Raw genomic sequence first — 20,046 nt, 5'->3', positions numbered from 1 at the left:
GCTCACTCCGCGCGACGGTCGACCATCTTTCCGGGGTTGAGCAGACCCTCCGGATCGAGAGCTCGTTTGATCGCCCGCATCACCGGGACACCGGTCGGATGCTCGTCGATCAGGTCCGACATCTTGCCCTCGCCGATGCCGTGCTCCCCCGTGCATGTTCCTCCGAAGGAGAGCGCTCGACGGATCATCCGTCGGTACAGTCCGGCCGCGCGCTGCCGCTCCGCATCGTCCCCGTTGGCGAGCACGAACGCGAGGTGGAAGTTGCCATCCCCGACATGCCCGGCGATCGGTGCGAGGAGTCCACTGGCAACGATGTCGGCTTGCGTCTCGGTGATGCACTGGGCGAGATGAGCGATCGGCACGCAGACGTCGGTCGACCACGTGTACGAATCGGGGCGGAGCGCCTGTGCGGCCGGGAGGGCATCGTGACGCACCTGCCACACCCTCTCGTGATCCGCAGGATCGATCGTGCGGCGCTCGAGCACCCCCTCGGCGTCCGCGATGACATCGAGTCGCGCTGCCTGCCCATCGAGACTCCTCGCCTCACCGCTCAGCTCCACGAACAAGGTCGAGGCCTCGCGGAAGTCGGTGTGCGAGTACGCATTGATAGCCGCGATCTGCGCGGTGTCGAGAAGCTCCGCGCGGGCCAGGTCGACGCCCACCTGCAGGCAGCGCTGCACCACGCGCGCCGCCGCTTCGACCGAGGGGAAGGACATCACCGTGAGCGTACGAGCCTCGGGGATCGGCGTCAGCTTCAGCGTCAGCTCCGTGATGATCCCGAGCGTGCCCTCCGAGCCGATGAACAGGTGCGTGAGGTCGTAGCCGGCGGACGACTTGCGTGCGCGGCCGCCGGTACGCACCACGGTGCCATCCGCCATGACCACGGTGAGCCCGCGGACGTTCTCGGCCATCGTGCCGTACTTCACGGCGTTCGTCCCGCTGGCACGCGTCGCTGCCATCCCTCCGATCGACGCGTCCACGCCAGGGCCGGCGACGAACTGCACACCGTGAGGGGCCAGCACCGGGTTGAGTTCGCTCCGACGCACTCCCGCTTCGACCGTCGCATCTGCGGAGTCCGGGTCGATCCGCAGGATCCGGCTCATCCCCTGCAGGTCGATGACCACGACCCTCGACCGCGACGGGACGACTCCGGTGATCGGATCCGCCTCGCCAGGGAGCGCGTTCGCTCCCCCCTCCAATCCGGTGCCGGTTCCCCGTGCGATGACGGGCACGCCCGCTGCGCGACATACCCGCACCGCTGCGGCAACGTCATCCGTGGTCGTCGCCCGCACCACGGCGACGGCAGGCGCCCACGTGTGATGGGAGCGGTCATGCGAGTAGTCGCTCGTATCGACGGCCTGCCACAGCACACGGCCCGGCAACGCACGCTCCAGCGCGTCGATGAGTCCTCTCGCCTCGTCTCCCCCGTCCGCAGTCGTCTGCTCATCCCACATCGTTGCTCTCCTTCGCGCTCGACGCCACGAGGTCGCGGGTGACATCGAGTACCCGTTCATGTGCCTCGCGCAGACCGATGGACACCCTGACCCCCTCCGCACCGAACTGCCGCACGGAGACCGCCTGCGCATTGCAGATCGCGGTGAACTCGGCCGAGCGTCCGCCCAGCGGCAACCAGACGAAATTCCCCTGGGCATCCGGGACGCGCAGACCCAGGTTCGCAAGCTCTTGTCGGAACCACTCTCGCTCCTGCACCGTCTGCTCGACCCGTTCGAGCACCTCCGGCAGAGCCTCCAGCGAGGCGATCGCCGCCATCTGCGCGGCATGCGGAACCGAGAATGGAACCGCGACGGCCTCCAGATGCCGGATGATGTGCTCGTGCGCGATGCAGTACCCCACACGCAGGCTCGCGAGCCCGTGAGCCTTGGAGAAGGTGCGCAGCACGAGCACGTTCGCGAACTCGCGGAGCAGCGCCATCGCGTCCAGCCTGTCTTCACCACGCACGTACTCGACATAGGCCTCGTCGATCACGACGAGCACGTTCGAGGGCAGCCGTGCGAGAAAGTCCCTGACCTCGGTGTGACGGAGCGCGGGACCGGTCGGATTGTTGGGCGTGCACAGGATCAGCACGCGCGTTCGCTCGGTCACCGCCGCCAGCATGCCCTCGAGGTCGTGCGTCATGTCAGGGCGAAGCGCCACCGGAACGCCGCGCGCTCCGGTCTGACCGACCGAGATCGGGTACGACTCGAACGAGCGCCAGGCGAACACGACCTCGTCCACGGTGCCGTCGGCGCGACGTCCCGCGAACACCTGCAGGACGTCGTTCAGGACCGCGAGGCTTCCCGTCCCGGCCACGATGTTCGACGCACGGACTCCCAGGAGATCCGCGAGTCTGTCTCGAAGGGGTGATGCGGTCGGATCGGGGTAGACGTTCAGGCGGTCGGCGTGCCGCATCGCCTCGATCACTGCAGGCAGTGGTGCGAAGGGGCTCTCATTCGAGGAGAGCTTGAAACCCACCAGCCCCGGACGAGCGATCACCGGCTTGCCGGGGCGATAGCGCGGCAGACGGCTGATCTCGGGCAGAGGCTGCACCCCTTCCGGCCGGTCGTCTCGTGTTGCCGTCATGAGGACTCCTCTGGTCACGGACTCGTGAGATGACACGTCAGATCACCGCGATCTGTCCGGTCTGCTCCGGCGAATAGTCGCGCGGATAGATCATGCTCGACGGTGGTCGCATGGTGCGTTTCGCCCAGGGGTAGTAGACCGCGAAGGTGACGATCATCGACACCGCCCAGGAGACGTCGATACCACCCATCACGTCGGCCAACGGCCCGTTGAACGTGCCCAGAACGCTGTAGGTGTCGCTCGTGAGGAAGGGGATCTGCACGGCGATGCCGATCGCGTAGGGCACCAGTGCCGTCCAGTTGACCGCCCCGTAGCGTCCGTGTCGATCGTAGAGCGCGGGGATGTCGATGCGCTCCTTCGAGACCAGGTAGTAGTCGACCAGATTGATGATGCTCCACGGGATGAAGACCGCGAGGAGCAGCAGGACGAAGTTCTTGAAGTTGTTCAGGAAGTCCGCGCTCGCAGCGATCGCGATGACCATCGTCAGGGCGACGAACACGATGATGTAGATCGAGCGCGCCCGCGACGAGATCCTTGTCTCCGCATTGAAGCTCGTGATCACCGTCACGGTGCTCATGATGCCCCCGTAGGCGTTGAGGGTGTTCGCGGTGAGCTTGCCGACGATGATCACGAGGTAGATCACGAACGCCGCAGCGGCCGGCCCTGCCAGGTGGCCGACGAAGCCCACCGGTCCTCCGAGGAGGGCCTCCCCCGAGACCGCGCCGATCAGGATGCCCAACGTCATCGAGATCTGCGTGCCGGTGACGCTGCCGAGGAACGTCGACCAGAACGTCGTCGACACCGGGGTGTCTGCGGGCAGGTAACGCGAGTAGTCGGCCACGTAGGGCGCGTACGTCATCTGCCAGCTCGCGCCCAGCGTCAGGCACACCATGAACGTCGCGGCATCCGTCGCACCTTCGCCGAAGGTCGCGCCCACGTCGTAGTTCGCGAAGAGCTGGAAGAAGAGGTACGCGAATCCGAGGATGCCAGCGACGGTCGCGATCCGCCCCATCACGTGGATGAGCTGATACCCGAAGACCGAGACGATCACCGTCAGCGCGCCGAAGATGAGGATGCCGACGACAGGGGCGGAGCCGGCGGTCGAGGGCAGTCCGAGGAGGTGGCTGATGGCATCCCCGGCCAACGCGGCCCCGGTCAATGCGAATCCCAGGTACATGCAGATGACCAGCACGAGCGGAAGAGTCGCGCCGATCACTCCGAACTGCGCGCGGCTCGAGATCATCTGCGGCAGCCCCATGCGCGGGCCCTGTCCCGAGTGCAAGGCCATCGTCACTCCGCCGACGACGTTTCCCAGGAGCACGGCGATGATGGCAGTGAGCGGCTCGGCATGGAAGATCGCGACCGCGATGAGCCCGGTCACGATCGCGGTGATCTGCATGTTCCCGCCGAACCAGAGTGTGAATTGGCTCCACGGGGTGCCGTGTCGCTCGTTCGCCGGCACCATATCGATGGTTCTGCGCTCGATGACCAGGGTTCCGGTCGTCGTCGTCTGTTGACTCGTCATCGTGTCAACTCTCCTTTCGGTTGTCCGAGAGCGGCGGCGTGGATCATCGCAGGGAGCGATGACCAGCGCGATGCCGGCTCTTCGGATGGTCTGCAGTGGTGCCGAGCGTGAGGGTCACAGGCGGAGCCCCTGCTCGGACAAGGCCTTCGCCGCCACCACCGTCGCCGGAACGGCGGTGCGGGCAAGCCGGGATGCGCGAAAGACCGGCGCCATCGTGGCGACGGCCCCGATGACGAGACCGTCTCTGAACACCGGCGCGGCCACTCCCCACACCCCTTCGTCGACCTCCCCCGCGCTGGTCGCGAACCCCCTCTCGCGCACCTCGGCGCGCGATTCCAGCACGGGAGAGGCGTCCGATCCGGCGACGCCGTGCCGAGCCAGAATCCCCGCAGCCTCATCGTCCGGAAGGTAGGCGAGTATCGCGCTTGTGCTCGCCCCGGCCACCATCGGCACGACCTCTCCCACCACGAACGTGCAGCGCAGCACCCGAGAGCCGTCTGCGGTGTCGATGCAGACGATGTCGTCGCCGCGACGAACCAGCAGTGCGGCGAATTCGAGCGTGTGAGCTGCGAGTGCGTGAAGCGTGCGAGACGTGACATCGCCGCTGAGAACGCTGCGTCGATACCGTTCGGCCAGCGCGACGGTCACCACGCCGGCGTGATAGCGCCCCCTGGTCGGCCCCTCTTCGACGAGTCCCGCGTCGACCAGCGAGGAGAGGCAGCGATAGACCGCGCTCAGCGGAAGGCCGGTGCGCGCGGCGATCTGTGCGACACGGGGCGCATCCATGCGTGACACGGCGACGAGGACCTTCGAGACTCGGTCGAAACTCCCCATCGGCGGACTCGCCACGGATATCGCCTCTGACATAGGTCGGATGCTACAAGGGCTTCACGACCCCAGTCATGGCGAATTTGCGCTGAGCGACAATTACTTCCATCGGCACCTCAATGCACTCACGCGCGTGGATATCCGAGCCACCATTCGCCCCCTATATGTGACTGAATTTGGAACGAAATACTCCACGATCAGGAGCAAGAGGCAGTGAATGCGGTAATAGCCCCCTCGAGCGTGCCTGATCGGACATGGAAGGAGCAGACACGGAAGAACCCCGCACTCCCCCTGAAACAGGGAAGCACGGGGTTCTGAGTTGTGACAGCGACCTGGTGGAGCTGGGGGGAATCGAACCCCCGTCCAACGCTGAGTCTCCACGCCTTCTCCGGGCGCAGTCTGTGAAGACGTTCTACTCGGCTCCGACCTTTGTCACAGACACCTAAGTCGACGAGCCCAGCCTGGGAAGAGTCCCACGTGACGTCCAGACGCCGTCACGCAGCAAGATTCCTAAATGACGCCAGGATCCGTATCGGAATCACATACGGCCTGACGGACTATCGGGCTCGCTTATGCAGCGAGGGCGAAGTCGTTGCGCTTGGTTTCGGCAACTATTTTTTTGCAGAGAGCGTTTACGAGATAACTCTGCATCCTCGGCCCGCTTCTCGTGGATTCACAGGCGCTGTCGAAACCGATCAGCCCCGTGGTCCTTCTCTCGAAGGAGCCGCTGTCACGCTGTGGAGTTGTCTGCTTGCGTCGTGTGAGCGACCCAAGCATTACAGACTACAACGGATACGGCCGGCTCGCCATTCCCGCGGACCGCTGGCGTAGAGTCGGCGCATGAGCGAAGTCACCGTCACCGTCCGCGGCGAGCATGAGGCACGCATCGCGCCCGAGCGCGCCACCATCCGCGTCACCGTCCGCGCGGAGGGCCCGGAGCGCGGCTCTGTGGTCGACGACGTCATGCGGCTCAGCGAGCCCGTGCGCGTGAGCATCACAGAACGGGCCTCGACCGATGTCGTAGTCGACTGGTCGAGCAAGCGACTGTCCGTGCGCGCCGAGCGCCCGTGGAACAACGAGGGTAAGCGGCTCGCGCCCGTGTATTACGCGAGCATCGACTTCACAGCGACGTTCACCGAAGCATCCGAGCTCTCGATCTGGGTCTCCGACATCTCCGCGTGGGATGGCGTCGAGGTCGGATGGGTCGACTGGCACCTGACACCGAACACGCGGGATCGCGTCGAGCGCGAGGTCGCCGCTGCTGCAGTCGGCGTCGCCGTCACTCGCGCCGAGGCGTATGCAGGCGCTCTCGGCCTCTCGACCGTCACTCCGCTGGAGATCGCGGACGTCGGACTGATCTCCAGCGGGCAGCCCGCCTCCGGAGCTCCCCTGATGAAGGCACGGGCAGGTGCGTTCGCCGCCGACTCCTCCCCCACGATGGAGTACGAGCCCGACGACCTCACGGTCACCGCGACCGTGGAGGCGCGCTTCGTCGCACGGTGACCCGTCGGGCGAGCTCGCGGCCGGTGATGAACGACCGCCGTCAGCGAGCGAACGGGGCCAGTTCCGCGGCCAGACGCTCGGAGACGCGAGCGTGCACGGCTGTGCCGTCTTCCTGGTGCTCCACCGACAGCAGCATCCCGGTCTCGTGGATCGCCGCGACCAGGTCACCGCGGTCGTAGGGAACGACCGCGCGTACCTCGACGGCGGGCTGCGGCAGCGCCTCTTCGATCGCCGCGCGAAGCTCCTCGATACCCTCGCCGGAACGCGAGGAGACGAAGTGCGCCCGCGGCTCGAGGCCCTGCAGCACGAGGCGCTCATCGTCGGGGATCAGGTCGGCCTTGTTGAAGACCACGATCTCCGGCATGTCGCGTACGCCCACGTCACCCATCACATCGCGGACGGTCTGCAGTTGACCCGCCGGGTCGGGGTGCGAACCGTCGACGACGTGGAGCACGACATCGGCGTCGCCGACCTCTTCCAGGGTCGAGCGGAACGCCTCGACGAGCTGGTGCGGAAGGTTCCGCACGAATCCGACCGTGTCCGTGATCGTGTAGACGCGACCGTCTGAAGTCTCGGACCGCCGCACAGTGGCGTCCAGCGTCGCGAACAGCGCGTTCTCGACGAGCACGCCCGCGCTCGTGAGCGCGTTCAGCAGACTGGACTTGCCCGCGTTCGTGTAGCCGGCGATCGCCACGGAGGGGATCGTGTTGCGCTTGCGCTCGGCGCGCTTGGCCTCTCGGGCCGGCGCGTAGTCGCGGATCTGACGGCGCAGCAGAGCCATCTTGGTGCGGATGCGCCGACGGTCGAGTTCGATCTTCGTCTCGCCGGGGCCGCGGGAACCCATACCGGCACCGCCGGCACCAACCTGGCCACCGGCCTGGCGGCTCATGGAGTCACCCCAGCCGCGCAGACGCGGGAGCAGGTACTCGAGCTGCGCGAGCTCGACCTGCGCCTTGCCCTCGCGACTCTTGGCGTGCTGGCTGAAGATGTCGAGGATCACGGTCGTGCGGTCGATGACCTTGACCTTCACCACGTCCTCCAGCGCACGACGCTGGCTCGGAGCCAGTTCCGTGTCGGCGATCACCGTGTCGGCTCCGACAGCGGCGACAATGTCCTTGAGCTCCTGCGCCTTGCCCCGACCGAGGTAGGTCGCAGCATCGGGATGCGGACGACGCTGCAGTACCCCGTCGAGCACGACGGCACCGGCGGTCTCGGCCAGAGCCGCGAGCTCGCGCAGAGAGTTCTCCGCATCCTCTTGAGCGCCCTGCGGGTACACCCCGACCAGGACGACGTTCTCGAGGCGCAGCTGACGGTACTCGACCTCGGTGACGTCCTCCAGCTCGGTGGACAGCCCGCCGACACGGCGAAGAGCATGTCGATCTTCGAGGTCCCACTGGTTGCCGTCGGTCGTGGAGTGTGCCGCGGTCGATTCGTCCTGCAGCGCCTGTGCAGCGCCGAACGTGCGTACCTCGGTGCGCGTGTCCGCGTGTGCGAGCACGCGATCCATCGCGTCGTCGCCCGTGGAGGGTGTCGTGGTCTCCGTCATCCGTTCCTTGTCTCTGGCTTTTGTTGCGAGCCTTAACCTTAGCCCCCGGTCTCCGGTACGCTCGCCGTATGGGGTCCGACCACTACTTCACTGCGGCCCCGGCAAGCCCCGAGAACCTGCGCGCGATCCATGTGACGCTCGCGGGCCGAGAGCTGGACGTCACCACTGCGGGAGGCGTCTTCAGCCCGGATCGTCTGGATGCCGGCACCGCAGTGCTACTCGCCAACATGCCTCCGGTACCGCCGGGAGGCAACCTTCTCGACCTCGGCAGCGGATGGGGTCCCATCACGCTGTCGATGGCCATCGCGGCACCGCATGCGACGGTGTGGGCTGTCGATGTGAACGAGCGTGCGCTCGATCTTGTCCGGCGCAATGCCGCAGCGCTCGGACTCACCAATGTCAACGCATCGCTGCCCGACGATGTTCCCGCCGAGATCAGCTTCCGCACGATCCGCTCCAACCCGCCCATCCGGGTCGGCAAGAACGAGTTGCACGGGCTGCTCGAACGGTGGATCCCTCGTCTCGACGAGCGCAGCGACGCCTGGCTCGTCGTGCAGCGCAACCTCGGCGCCGACTCGCTCCAGCGCTGGATCGGGGCGACGTTCCACCCCGGCTACAGCGTGTTCCGCACGACGACGGCGAAGGGCTACCGCGTGCTCAAGGTGCGCAAGCACGGCAGCCCGCCCACGGAGCCGATCACCCTGAGCTGACCCTCACGCGCGTCGCCCTCAGATGAGGTCGACCTCGCCGTGGAAGACGAGCTGAGCCGGACCGGAGAGCGCGACGTGCTCGCCGTCCTCCGCCGGGAACATCCGGACGCCCAGGGTGCCTCCGGGGACCTCGACGCGCCAATTGTCCGGCGCCGCATCACCCGCCCAATAGCGCACGGCCAGAGCGGTCGCAGCCACGCCGGTGCCGCAGCTGAGGGTCTCGCCGACGCCGCGCTCCGACACCCGCATGCGGACGTGACCGATCCCGTCGCGCACCAGCGGGTCACCCGGAACCACGAACTCGACGTTCGCGCCGGACGGCGGCGTCGGTTCCAACTCAGGGGCGCGATGCAGCTCGAGGGCTGCGAGCTCGACCTCCGAAGCGAGCGCCACGACGACATGCGGGTTCCCGACATCGATGCCGATACCGGGGCGCGTGATCGTGAGGCCGTCCGCCTTCACCAGCGGTTCACCGCCCGACAGCCGCCAACGACCGAGGTCCACCTGGTAACCGGACTCGCTCCTGGTCACGTCGCGCACTCCGGCTCTGGTGCCGATCGGCATCGTGGAGCCCGGCTCGATCTCCGCGAGACCCGAGCGGAGGAGGAAGTGCACGAAGACGCGGATGCCGTTGCCGCACATCTCCGCGATCGAACCGTCGGCATTGCGGTAGTCCATGAACCACTCTGCAGCAGGCTCTTCCGCCAGGCTCGCTGCACCTTCCGGAATCGCCGATGACCGGACGACACGAAGGACACCGTCCGCACCGATGCCGAAGTGGCGATCGCACAGGACGGCGACCTGTTCCGGGCTCAGATCGAGCTCACCATCCGCGTCCGCGATGATGACGAAGTCGTTGCCGGTGCCATGTCCCTTGGTGAATGCGACCATCAGCCCAGTCTAGGGATCCGCGCTAGACGTCGGCGACGAGCCGCTTCCCCGTGTTCGCCACGGTGAAGCGTTCGTAGCCGAGAGCATCGTAGAACCCGAGGACGGCCTCGTTCCCCTCCCGCACCATGAGTTGCACCTTCGGGCACCCCATCGCCTCCAGGAGCCGCTCCGCTTCCTGCACCAGGCTACGAGCCACTCCTCGCCCTCGCGCGGACTCCGCCGTGGCGAGGTAGTACAGCCAGCCTCGGTGGCCGTCGTATCCTGCCATCACCGTGCCGATCACGGTCGCTCCGCCAGGGCCCTCCGGCGTCGCAGGCGCGGCGACCAGGAAAAGCTCCGGCTGCACAGTGCGCTTGCGCGCGATGTCGAGGTACGGGTCGTTCCAGGGCCTGGTCAGACCGGCCTCGTGCCACAGCGCCACCACCGGCTCTGTGTCGCTGTCCTGGAACGCACGAATGATCCACTGCACGCCTTTTCCTCCTTGCTTTACCGCCGGCACCGGCTCACGAGTCTAGGAGAGCGCGATCATCCCCTCGACACGAGGTACCGTCCGCAGAGGAAGCTCCGGTTCCGTGCGACCTCGAGCAGTTCGAGGTCGAGGGCACGCGGCAGCAGCGGCGCGCCCGCACCGAGCGTGACAGGCGCGTACTGCACCCACACCTCATCGAGGAGTCCAGCATCGGCGAATTGTCCGGCGACCTCTCCTCCGCCGACGATCCAGATGTCCTTCTCCCCTGCCGCGGCAGCCATCTCATCGTGCGCCCTGCGCACATCGTCTTGGACGAACCGGACATCCGCTCCCTCCGGGGCCGGGAGTTCCCGGTGGGTGAAGACCCAGGTCGGCTGCGGGTACGGCCACGGTTCCTCGCCCTGGTTGCGGAGCAGCCACTCGTATGTCGAGGCCCCCATCGCCAGCGCTCCGATCCCCCTCTCGAACGCGCGGTACGCCATCGGGCCTTCGTGGTCGATGTCCTGCTTCAGCAGCCATTCCAGCGAATGCTCGGGAGTCGCGATGAAGCCGTCCAGGCTGGACGCGGTGTAGTAAGAGGTGGTCATGGTCCCAGCGTCTCAGGAGCCACCGACATCGGCTGGCCTCAGCCGTCGAGAAGCGAGCGCACGTCAACGGGCGGCTGCTGCCATTCGAGCCCGCTGTACCGCTTGAACCACGACACCTGGCGACGGGCATACCGCCGGGTCAGCGCCTGTGTCTCGGCGATCGCCTCTGCCTGTGTGAACCGACCTTCGAGTTGCCCGAGCGCCTGCGCATAGCCGATGGCACGTCGGGCGGTGATTCCTCGCTCGATGCCCTGATCGCGCAGCCCGGCCACCTCGTCGAGCAAGCCGGCTGCCCACATCCTCTCGACGCGTGCATCGAGCCGTTCCACCAGCTCGGAGCGGTCGATGTGCACACCGATGAGTCGTGTGCGCGGGTGCCACAGCACCGGTTGCTCGGGCAGGGCGGCGCCATGGTTCGCCCCGCCTTGTTCGAGTACTTCGAGCGCGCGGACCACACGGCGCTCGTTGCGTGGATCGACGCGCTCTGCCGTCTTCGCGTCGAGGGCACGGATACGCTCGATCAGCGCAGCAACGCCGTGCTCCTCCAGCTCCCGTTCCAGTCGTGTGCGCACCTCCGGATCGCGCGGCGGGAACTGGAAGTCGTAGACGACGCTCGATACGTACAGCCCGGACCCTCCGACGAGGATGGCATCGCCACCACCCTCGTGGATCGCGGCGACCGCCTCACGCGCGAGGGGCTGATACCACGCGACCGCGGCCTCCTGCTGCACCTCTCGCACGTCGAACAGATGATGCGGGATGCCTCGACGTTCGTCGAGGTGCAGCTTGGCGGTGCCGATGTCCATACCGCGATACAGCTGCATCGCGTCGGCATTGACGATCTCGGCCGGGTTGCCGCGCTGCCGCAGCGCGGCGGCGAGGTCGAGCGCGAGATCGCTCTTGCCCGTGCCCGTCGCGCCGACGACGGCCCAGAGGCGCGGTCCCGACGCCGACCCGGATTCGCGCTGACGAATCGCGTTCACACTCCGACGCGGAGTGTCGGCAGCCCGAGCGAGACGGCGCGCGGTCCTCCGTCGCTCGTCGGCGCCGGCACGGCACAGGACTCCGCCTGTGCGCGGTCCCAGGCGTCTCCCCCGCGGGTCCGACGGATCTGCAGCGGACGCCCGGACGGGTCGTCTGCGAGCAGATGGAACGGGGCCGCGTGCGTGATCGTCACGGTGACGACATCGCCGGGACGAGGAAGATCCGATCCCTCCGGTACCTGGAAGTGCACCAGACGGTTGTCCTGCGCGCGACCGGTCAGACGGTGCGTCGCCGCGTCCTTCTTGCCCTCGCCGGTGGAGACCAGGACCTCGACCTCACGACCGATCTGCTTCTGGCTCTCTTCGAGCGAGATGCGTTCCTGCAGCGCGATCAGTCGGTTGTAGCGTTCCTGGACGACGTCTTTCGGGACCTGGTCTTCCATCGTGGCGGCCGGGGTGCCCTCACGGATGGAGTACTGGAAGGTGAAAGCGCCAGAGAACCGTGCCTGTTCGACGACGCGCATGGTGTCCTCGAAGTCCTCGTCCGTCTCGCCCGGGAAACCCACGATGATGTCTGTCGTGATGGAGGCGTGCGGGATGCGCTCGCGCACGCGGTCGAGGATCCCGAGGAACCGTTCGCTCCGGTAGGAGCGTCGCATCGCCTTGAGGATGCGGTCGCTGCCGGACTGCAGCGGCATATGCAGCTGAGGCATGACGTTGGGGGTCTCTGCCATGGCGTCGATGACGTCGTCCGTGAAGGCCGCGGGGTGCGGGCTGGTGAACCGGATGCGCTCGAGCCCATCGATCTCCCCTGCGGCGCGCAGGAGCTTGCCGAACGCATGACGGTCGCCGAACTCGACGCCGTAGGAGTTGACGTTCTGGCCCAGCAGCGTGACTTCGAGGGCACCGTCTTCCACCAACAGCCGGATCTCGTTCAGGATGTCGCCGGGGCGACGGTCCTTCTCCTTGCCCCGCAGGCTGGGCACGATGCAGAACGTGCAGGTGTTGTTGCAGCCCACCGAGATCGACACCCAGCCGCTGTGGGCTGCATCGCGCTTCGTGGGAAGCGTGGAGGGGAACACTTCGAGTGACTCGAGTATCTCGAGCTCGGCCTCGCCGTTGTGGCGCGCGCGTTCGAGGAGACCCGGCAGCGAGCCCATGTTGTGCGTCCCGAAGACGACATCGACCCAGGGCGCCTTGTCGAGCACGGCCTGCTTGTCCATCTGGGCGAGGCAACCGCCCACGGCGATCTGCATGCCTTCCTTGCGCCGCTTGACGCCGGCCAGCTGACCGAGCGTTCCATAGAGCTTGCCCGCCGCGTTGTCGCGCACGGCACAGGTGTTGATGATGACGACGTCCGCCTCGGTCCCGGCCTCCGCACGGGTGTATCCGGCGCTTTCCAACGACCCGGACAATCGCTCGGAATCGTGCACGTTCATCTGGCACCCGAAGGTGCGCACTTCATAGGATCGCTGTCTGCCGTCTACGTCGACGGCTGCCGACGAGGCGGTGATGATCGTCGGTTCGCTGCGCGGGATAGTCATGATGATCCCATTGTACGAGCGTGATCCCGTGGATCAGCGCGAGAAAGGCGTCAGTCGGAGTCCACGAAACGCACGCCGCTCGCGGGACCGCCGAAGGCCGCCTCGGCCAAGGCGGTCTTCGCGGCCGTCATCGCGACAGACCCGTTGTAGCCGCGGCGGGACAGCTGGCCCACCAGTCGCCGGAGAGCCGTCTCCTGGTCGAGCCTGCTGAGGGATCGGGCCTTGGTCCGCGCGAAGTCGAGCGCTCGCTCCGCGTCATCGTCGGGCAACTCGTCGAGCGCCGCGTTGATCACGTCGCGAGGAATTCCCCGCTGTGAGAGAGCACGAGACAGCGCAACACGCCCCTGACCCTTGCGCTGCGTGCCCGATTCCACGAGTTGGCTCGCGAGCTCGGCGTCATCGAGGTACCTGCGCCGAGTGAAATCGTCGATCACGTCGTCGACCTGAACGCCGTCGAGGCCGTGCGTCTTCAGCACCGCGCGGGCCTCGGAGATCGACAACGAGCGCACTCTGAGCTTACGCACGAGGCTCTCGGCCGCGACCTTCTGAGTCTCCTCAGGGTCGGGGCCTTCGGCAATATCGTCTTCCTCATGACCGCCTTGACCATCCAACGCGCGCAGCCGCGGGGCCCTCTTCGCCGACGCTCCCCCACGCGCGGGATGCCGATCGCTCGGATCGCCATCAGCGTAGGCATCAGTCGGGCGACCGCTCTGCGGTGCCGCGTCCCAGGTCGAACGCCAGAGCTCGGCATCGCCGGTCCGCCGCGGCGCGACGGGAGCCGCCTGCGCAGTGATGTCTGACGTCTCTACGTCTGTTCGTCCAGCGTGCGTCCTGCCAGAAGAAAGCCATTCCTCCGCACTCCCGGTGGCTGGACCGCCACCGGTGGCCGACCCGCGCCCGGTCGTCGCGTCCTCGCCGGAGTCTGCCACGCGAGTGCGATCGCGTCCGCCGAACAGCGGGATAACGGGGGCGAGCCGCTCGTCAGAGTTCCGCGGTCCGCCCCCGCTCTCACCGGTCATGATCAGGCCGGACGACGCTCAGCGAGCTCGTCCGCCGAGGCAACAGCTGCCACCTGCGGGCCGATGCCGAGCTTCTGCTTGATCTGGGTCTCGATCGCCAGCGCGATGTCGGGGTTGTTCAGCAGGAACGTGCGAGCGTTCTCCTTGCCCTGCCCCAGCTGATCGCCGTCATAGGTGTACCAGGAGCCGGACTTCTTCACGATGGCATGCTCGACACCGAAATCGATCAGGCTGCCCTCGCGCGAGATGCCGATGCCGTACAGGATGTCGAACTCCGCCTGCTTGAACGGCGGCGCCATCTTGTTCTTCACGACCTTGACGCGAGTGCGGTTACCGACAGCATCGGTACCGTCCTTCAGCGTCTCGATCCGACGAATGTCGAGTCGCACGGACGCGTAGAACTTCAGTGCCTTTCCACCGGCCGTCGTTTCAGGGGAACCGAAGAAGACACCGATCTTCTCGCGCAGCTGGTTGATGAAGATCATCGTGGTGTTGGTCTGGTTGAGACCACCCGTGAGCTTGCGGAGCGCCTGCGACATGAGGCGAGCCTGGAGACCGACGTGCGAGTCGCCCATCTCACCCTCGATCTCGGCGCGCGGCACCAGGGCGGCCACCGAGTCGATGACGATCAGGTCGATCGCGCCGGAACGCACGAGCATGTCGGCGATCTCGAGCGCTTGCTCTCCGGTGTCGGGCTGAGACACCAGCAGCGCGTCGATGTCGACGCCGAGCTTCGCCGCATAGTCAGGGTCGAGCGCGTGCTCGGCATCGATGAATGCAGCGATGCCACCCGCACGCTGAGCGTTGGCGATCGCGTGCAGCGTCAGGGTCGTCTTACCAGACGACTCCGGCCCGTAGATCTCGACGATTCGACCGCGCGGCAGGCCTCCCACACCGAGAGCGACGTCGAGAGCGATGGATCCGGTGGGGATCACGGCAACGGGAGCACGCTCGTCGCTGCCCAGCCGCATGACCGAGCCCTTTCCGAACTGGCGATCGATCTGAGCGAGAGCTGTTTCCAGGGACTTCTCGCGGTCGGCGGGTGATGGCATGATGTGTTCCTTCTGCTCGCGTGGTGCCGCCTGTAGGCTGTCGCGGCGCTCCCGGCTGGGAGCAACTCTCCGACAAGGCGTATGGCTCATCGGCCATGTCTTCACCGTATGAGAGGCCTCCGACATTCGGTCAGCAAGCCCACAAACGGTGGAGAGCATCAGCCCTGAACCACTTGTGCAGAAGATTACGCCTGATTCGAACGCATCTTCGACGACACGCCGATTGCGGCGCGTCGTGAACCGGACTCATCGAACACCGGTACGGGTCAGCGCTTACGGGGCTCGAGTCGCCCGGCACCATGACGACGCGATTCGGGCACATCCATCTCATCGCACAGGGCGAACCAGATCTCCCGCGGAGGAACCCCCGCATCAAGGGCCTCCGCGGCCGTGCGATCGCCCAGCGGCGTGAGCACCAGGTCCTGGAGAAGAGAGGACGCGCGCGTTCGGAATTCCGACTCCACAGCGCGGAGGAATTCGCTTCGACGCATCGAGGAACGCAGAACCTGCGCCTCAGCGCAGCGAGAGCTCAGGCTCGATGGACGCCACCAGGTCGTCCGGAACGACGTCAGGGAAGACCTGGATGCCCTCGAGCACGGAGATACGATCGCCGACCTCACGCATGATGGTCGAGATCGGCACGTCGAGTGCATCCGCGACCGAAGCGAGGATCTCGCTCGACGCTTCCTTCTGGCCGCGCTCCACCTCACTGAGGTAGCCCAACGCGACCGATGCCTTGCTCGCGACCTGCCGGAGGGTGCGGCCCTTCTGCAGGCGGAAGTCCCTCAGCACATCGCCGATTTCCTGTCGTACAAGAATCATCGGAACCTCCTCCCGGATCGTGAATTCGGAGTCTCCTCCGACGAGATCGCCAGTCTAGTCCTACTGGCTTTCACAAAATCTACCCCTGCACTCTGTGGTTTGAATGTGAGCACATCATTCGTAACGACGCAGAGACGCCGGCTATTCCCCGAGCACATCGCGCAACGTCCGCAGCACCGCGTCAACCGTCGCAGACCGGATCTGCGCCCGGTCCCCGTCGAACAGGAACGCCGCTGTGCGCGACGCCTCGGGCGTGACAACACCGACATGGACCGTCCCCACCGGCTGACCGTCCGGCGAGGCCGGTCCGGCGATACCTGTCGTCGAGATTCCGACGTCAGCGGCGACGCCGTCGATGCTCACGGCGCGACGCACCCCCTCCGCCATCTGCAGAGCCACGGTGGGATGGACCGGTCCGTGGCGTTCGAGAAGCTCCGCATCGACGCCGAGCAGAGAATGCTTGATCGGCGTCGCGTACGCGACCACGCCTCCCCACAGCACCGCAGACGCACCGGGAACCTCGACGAGCGCGGCGCTGACAGACCCTCCGGTCAGCGATTCGGCGACGCCCAGCGTCCACCCTCGGCGACCTAGAGCGTCGAGTACAGCGGCGGCCGACGAGGTCATGACTTCTGCCGCGAGCCCCGCACCTGCGCGACGATGTAGTCGATCCCGCTCACCACGGTGAGGATGAGCACGACGATCATCAGCACTGCGGTGATCAGAGTCCAGGGCCCGAGCCCGATGAGCTCATGCAACGGGAGCAACGCCCACCCCAGAGCCACGCCCTGGAATGCCGTCTTGATCTTGCCCATCCACGCGGCCGCAACGACATGCTCCTTGGCGACCACCAGCCGATGAACGGTGATTCCCCACTCGCGCACCAGGATGATCAGCACGATCCACCACTGCAGTTCGCCGAGGATCGCGAGTCCAATGAAACCGGCCCCGGTCAGGAGCTTGTCGGCGATCGGATCCCAGAGCTTCCCGAAGTCGCTGACGATGTCGTACCTGCGCGCCAGGTAGCCGTCGACCCAGTCCGTGGAGATGGCGATGATGAAGAGGATCGCGGCTGTCCACCGGAGTCCTGGGCTCGTGATGCCATAGGTCCCACCGAGCAACAGCACGACGAAGAAGATGACCGCCAACGGGATGCGGGCGACCGTGATCGCGTTGGGAAGCTGCCGAGGAATGGTCATCAATCGCGTCCCGTCAGGCCCCAGGCGTCTTCGTCACCCTCGGACTCGACGACCGGCAGTCCGTCGAACTGCGCCTCGATCGGGTCGAGCCCGCTCGGAAGCGGAGGAACCGGAGGAACGGCCGGGGCGGCAGGAGCTGCCGCAGCCGCGGGGGAATCCTCTCCGCGCAGCTTGGCCATCACCTGAGGCAGCTGCTCGGCTGTCGCCAGCACGTCGCGCGCCTTTGAGCCCTCGGAGGGACCGACGATCTCGCGCGACTCCAACAGGTCCATCAGGCGGCCGGCCTTCGCGAATCCGACGCGCAGCTTGCGCTGGAGCATCGAGGTGGAACCGAACTGGGACGAGACGATGAGCTCCGCGGCCGCGAGCAGCAGCTCGAGATCGTCGCCGATGTCCTCATCGACTTCCTTCTTCTTGCTCGGCTCCATCGCCTCCTGGACGTCGGAACGGTACTCGGGACGAGCCTGGCGGGTCACGTGCTTGACGACCGCGTCGATCTCCTTCTCATCGACCCACGCGCCCTGCAGGCGGAACGGCTTCGACGATCCCATCGGTGAGAACAGCGCGTCACCCTGGCCGATCAGCTTGTCGGCACCCGGGCTGTCGAGGATCACGCGGCTATCCGTGACGCTGGTCACGGCGAAGGCCAGGCGGGAAGGGACGTTGGCCTTGATCAAACCAGTGACCACGTCGACGCTGGGCCGTTGGGTGGCGAGCACGAGGTGGATACCGGAGGCACGAGCGAGCTGCGTGATGCGCACGATCGAGTCCTCGACGTCGCGCGGGGCGACCATCATGAGGTCGGCGAGCTCGTCGACCACGACCAGGAGGTAGGGGTACGGCTTGAGCACCCGCTCGCTGCCGACCGGGAGTTCGACCTCTCCCGCGCGCACGGCGCGGTTGAAGTCGTCGATGTGACGGAAGCCGAACGACGCGAGGTCGTCGTACCGCATGTCCATCTCCTTCACGACCCACTGGAGCGCCTCTGCGGCCTTCTTCGGGTTCGTGATGATGGGCGTAATCAGGTGGGGCACGCCGGCGTAGCTGGTGAGCTCGACGCGCTTCGGGTCGATGAGGACCATTCGCACATCAGAGGGCCGTGCCCGCATGAGCAGGCTCGTGATCATCGAGTTCACGAAGCTGGACTTACCCGAGCCGGTCGAACCGGCGACCAGCAGGTGAGGCATCTTGGCGAGGTTCGCGATCACGATGTTGCCGCCGACGTCCTTTCCGACGCCGATGGTCATCGGGTGGGTGCTCTTCTGGGCAGCCTGCGACCGCAGCACGTCGCCGAGCGCGACCATCTCCTTGTCGGCGTTCGGGATCTCGATGCCGATCGCGCTCTTGCCGGGGATGGGCGAGAGGATGCGGACGTCATTCGAGGCCACGGCGTATGCGAAGTTGTTGCTCAGCTGCAGGATCTTCTCGACCTTGACGCCGTGTCCGACCTCGACCTCGTACTGCGTCACCGTCGGACCGCGCGAGAAGCCGGTGACCTTCGCGTCGACCTTGAACTGCGACAGCACGCTCGTGATCTGCTCGATCACCTTGTCCGTCGCCTCGGAGCGCTCGACAGGTGCGGGTCCTTCGACGAGCAGTCCGGGAGACGGAAGGATGTACGGAGCGACCGGAGCCTGCGGGCCACGGTCCCCCGGCCCCTCTGTGCCGAAGCCGTCGAGGCCCGGGAGCTCGGGCATCTCACCCGTGTCCGACTCGTCATCGAGCAGCGCCGTCGTCTGCTGTCCGGCGAGCGACTCCGTCACCGAGCGGACGTCGGAGAGGATCTCGGTCGCCGCATCCTGGGCGTTGGCGACGATGACGGCCTGGTCGTATGCGGGTGTCGGTTCCTGCGTCGTCAGCAGTGCGGTGATGTCATCCGAGCCGAGCGTGCCGTCGTCAGGGTCCTCCTCACGACCGGTCTTGTTGCGGCGCCACCACGGCAGCACATCGGGGTCATCGACCTTGTCGGCCTCGTCGACCGGCGCGGCCTCCTTCACCGGCTTCTCGGCGCGCTCGGCGTCGAACATCCAGGCGTAGAGGTCGCCGAGGCGAGCGCCGATCCGGTTCGGCGGAGTCTTGGTGAGGATGAGCACGGCGAGCACGGCGAGCAGGCTCAGCACGATGTAAGCGACGACGGGGGTCAGGAACGCGAGCGGCTCGCCCACCATCCAGCCGAACAGGCCCCCGGCCTCGCTCAGGGCGAGCATCCCCTCTTTCGGCTGCGCGCGGACGACGGCGCCGAACTTGTCAGTGGTGCCCGCCGCGACGTGGCAGAAGCCGGCCAGCGCCAGGATGAAGAGGCCGAACCCGATACCGATGCGACCGTTGTCATGCACCGAAGACGGATGCCGGAACAGCCATCCGGCCAGGAAGAGGAGGAGCACGGGCATCACGAAGGCGACGCGACCGATCAGCCCGCCCACGGAGTACGCACTGATGTTCGCGGCAACCTCGTTGCCGATGAAGAACCACTCGTTGACGGCGCCGAGGATCGCGACGAGGACGAGCAGGAAGGGGAACCCGTCACGGCGGTCGTCCTTCTCGAGCGTCTCCGGCCCGAAAGCGCGGAACAGTCCCCCGACACCGTGCGCCAGTCCGCCCCATGCTCGGACGACGACGGGAGGCTTGTCGGCTTCGTCGATGTACTTCTTGGGCGCAGGCTGAGCCTTCGGAGCGGCCTGCCTCTTGGGGCGAGCCGGTGCGCTCTCAGACGCGCGCGCGGATTTCGTGGTGCTCCTGGCCATGCTCTCACGTTACGCTCAGGCACCGACGTTTCCCCGCAATGACG

19 protein-coding genes and 1 other RNA gene are annotated in these 20,046 nt (G+C 66.6%); 2 read left to right on the top strand and 18 right to left on the bottom strand.

Going from position 1 to position 20,046, the window contains the following annotated elements:
• Positions 1–2: 2 nt before the first annotated feature.
• The 5 genes from ACIOVG_RS10720 to ssrA all read right to left on the bottom strand — a co-directional run bounded on the left by ACIOVG_RS10720 (position 3) and on the right by ssrA (position 5,636).
• Complete coding sequence (locus ACIOVG_RS10720) at positions 3–1,454, bottom strand: FAD-binding oxidoreductase (protein ID WP_400872872.1); 1,452 nt, start codon at positions 1,452–1,454, stop codon at positions 3–5.
• Entirely contained in the window at positions 1,444–2,580 is a 1,137-nt protein-coding gene (locus ACIOVG_RS10715; protein ID WP_400872869.1) for a histidinol-phosphate transaminase, read from the bottom strand. The genes ACIOVG_RS10720 and ACIOVG_RS10715 overlap by 11 nt, the downstream gene beginning before the upstream one ends.
• Before the next feature lie 37 nt (positions 2,581–2,617).
• Complete coding sequence (locus tag ACIOVG_RS10710; RefSeq protein ID WP_400872867.1) at positions 2,618–4,105, bottom strand: purine-cytosine permease family protein; 1,488 nt, start codon at positions 4,103–4,105, stop codon at positions 2,618–2,620.
• A gap of 114 nt (positions 4,106–4,219) precedes the next feature.
• Complete coding sequence (locus ACIOVG_RS10705; protein ID WP_400872864.1) at positions 4,220–4,939, bottom strand: IclR family transcriptional regulator; 720 nt, start codon at positions 4,937–4,939, stop codon at positions 4,220–4,222.
• A 327-nt stretch (positions 4,940–5,266) separates the two neighbouring features.
• Positions 5,267–5,636: a transfer-messenger RNA gene (gene ssrA, locus ACIOVG_RS10700) on the bottom strand.
• A gap of 137 nt (positions 5,637–5,773) precedes the next feature.
• On the opposite strand from ssrA, the gene ACIOVG_RS10695 reads away from it, so the two are divergent.
• Complete coding sequence (locus ACIOVG_RS10695) at positions 5,774–6,436, top strand: SIMPL domain-containing protein (RefSeq protein ID WP_400872861.1); 663 nt, start codon at positions 5,774–5,776, stop codon at positions 6,434–6,436.
• A 40-nt stretch (positions 6,437–6,476) separates the two neighbouring features.
• Here the strand turns inward: ACIOVG_RS10695 and hflX are convergent, their stop codons facing one another.
• Positions 6,477–7,982, bottom strand: coding sequence for a GTPase HflX (hflX, locus tag ACIOVG_RS10690; RefSeq protein WP_400872858.1), 1,506 nt, complete (start codon positions 7,980–7,982; stop codon positions 6,477–6,479).
• A gap of 68 nt (positions 7,983–8,050) precedes the next feature.
• Here hflX and ACIOVG_RS10685 point away from each other — a divergent pair, with 68 nt between their 5' ends.
• Complete coding sequence (locus ACIOVG_RS10685) at positions 8,051–8,692, top strand: class I SAM-dependent methyltransferase (protein WP_400872855.1); 642 nt, start codon at positions 8,051–8,053, stop codon at positions 8,690–8,692.
• An 18-nt stretch (positions 8,693–8,710) separates the two neighbouring features.
• On the opposite strand, the gene dapF is transcribed toward ACIOVG_RS10685, so the two are convergent.
• The 12 genes from dapF to ACIOVG_RS10625 all read right to left on the bottom strand — a co-directional run bounded on the left by dapF (position 8,711) and on the right by ACIOVG_RS10625 (position 20,002).
• On the bottom strand, positions 8,711–9,583 hold the full coding sequence (dapF, locus tag ACIOVG_RS10680) for a diaminopimelate epimerase (RefSeq protein WP_400872852.1): 873 nt from the start codon (positions 9,581–9,583) through the stop codon (positions 8,711–8,713).
• A 22-nt stretch (positions 9,584–9,605) separates the two neighbouring features.
• Complete coding sequence (locus ACIOVG_RS10675) at positions 9,606–10,052, bottom strand: GNAT family acetyltransferase (RefSeq protein WP_400872849.1); 447 nt, start codon at positions 10,050–10,052, stop codon at positions 9,606–9,608.
• A gap of 56 nt (positions 10,053–10,108) precedes the next feature.
• Positions 10,109–10,639 carry a dihydrofolate reductase family protein gene (locus tag ACIOVG_RS10670; protein WP_400872846.1) on the bottom strand — a complete coding sequence of 177 codons (531 nt, stop codon included), beginning with the start codon at positions 10,637–10,639 and terminating at the stop codon, positions 10,109–10,111.
• 38 nt (positions 10,640–10,677) lie between these two features.
• Entirely contained in the window at positions 10,678–11,622 is a 945-nt protein-coding gene (gene miaA, locus ACIOVG_RS10665; protein WP_400872843.1) for a tRNA (adenosine(37)-N6)-dimethylallyltransferase MiaA, read from the bottom strand.
• Positions 11,619–13,166, bottom strand: a complete 1,548-nt coding sequence (miaB, locus tag ACIOVG_RS10660) for a tRNA (N6-isopentenyl adenosine(37)-C2)-methylthiotransferase MiaB (protein ID WP_400872840.1) — start codon at positions 13,164–13,166, stop codon at positions 11,619–11,621. The genes miaA and miaB overlap by 4 nt, the downstream gene beginning before the upstream one ends.
• A gap of 50 nt (positions 13,167–13,216) precedes the next feature.
• The gene (locus tag ACIOVG_RS10655; protein ID WP_400872837.1) at positions 13,217–13,690 is read right to left on the bottom strand and encodes a regulatory protein RecX; all 474 of its coding nucleotides are present in this window, start codon (positions 13,688–13,690) and stop codon (positions 13,217–13,219) included.
• A gap of 497 nt (positions 13,691–14,187) precedes the next feature.
• On the bottom strand, positions 14,188–15,237 hold the full coding sequence (gene recA / locus ACIOVG_RS10650) for a recombinase RecA (RefSeq protein ID WP_247629894.1): 1,050 nt from the start codon (positions 15,235–15,237) through the stop codon (positions 14,188–14,190).
• Between the two features lie 266 nt (positions 15,238–15,503).
• Entirely contained in the window at positions 15,504–15,728 is a 225-nt protein-coding gene (locus tag ACIOVG_RS10645; RefSeq protein ID WP_400872833.1) for a DUF3046 domain-containing protein, read from the bottom strand.
• Positions 15,729–15,750: 22 nt separating this feature from the next.
• Positions 15,751–16,059, bottom strand: coding sequence for a helix-turn-helix domain-containing protein (locus tag ACIOVG_RS10640; RefSeq protein ID WP_046014377.1), 309 nt, complete (start codon positions 16,057–16,059; stop codon positions 15,751–15,753).
• 141 nt (positions 16,060–16,200) lie between these two features.
• On the bottom strand, positions 16,201–16,686 hold the full coding sequence (locus ACIOVG_RS10635) for a CinA family protein (RefSeq protein WP_400872830.1): 486 nt from the start codon (positions 16,684–16,686) through the stop codon (positions 16,201–16,203).
• The gene (gene pgsA / locus ACIOVG_RS10630; protein WP_400872827.1) at positions 16,683–17,258 is read right to left on the bottom strand and encodes a CDP-diacylglycerol--glycerol-3-phosphate 3-phosphatidyltransferase; all 576 of its coding nucleotides are present in this window, start codon (positions 17,256–17,258) and stop codon (positions 16,683–16,685) included. The genes ACIOVG_RS10635 and pgsA overlap by 4 nt, the downstream gene beginning before the upstream one ends.
• On the bottom strand, positions 17,258–20,002 hold the full coding sequence (locus ACIOVG_RS10625; RefSeq protein WP_400872824.1) for a DNA translocase FtsK: 2,745 nt from the start codon (positions 20,000–20,002) through the stop codon (positions 17,258–17,260). Before ACIOVG_RS10625 ends, pgsA begins: the two co-directional genes overlap by 1 nt.
• Positions 20,003–20,046: the final 44 nt, after the last annotated feature.

The sequence above is a fragment of the Microbacterium sp. NPDC087591 genome (assembly GCF_044743625.1).
Lineage (GTDB): Bacteria > Actinomycetota > Actinomycetes > Actinomycetales > Microbacteriaceae > Microbacterium.
This window is presented reverse-complemented; position numbering and strand designations above follow the sequence as displayed.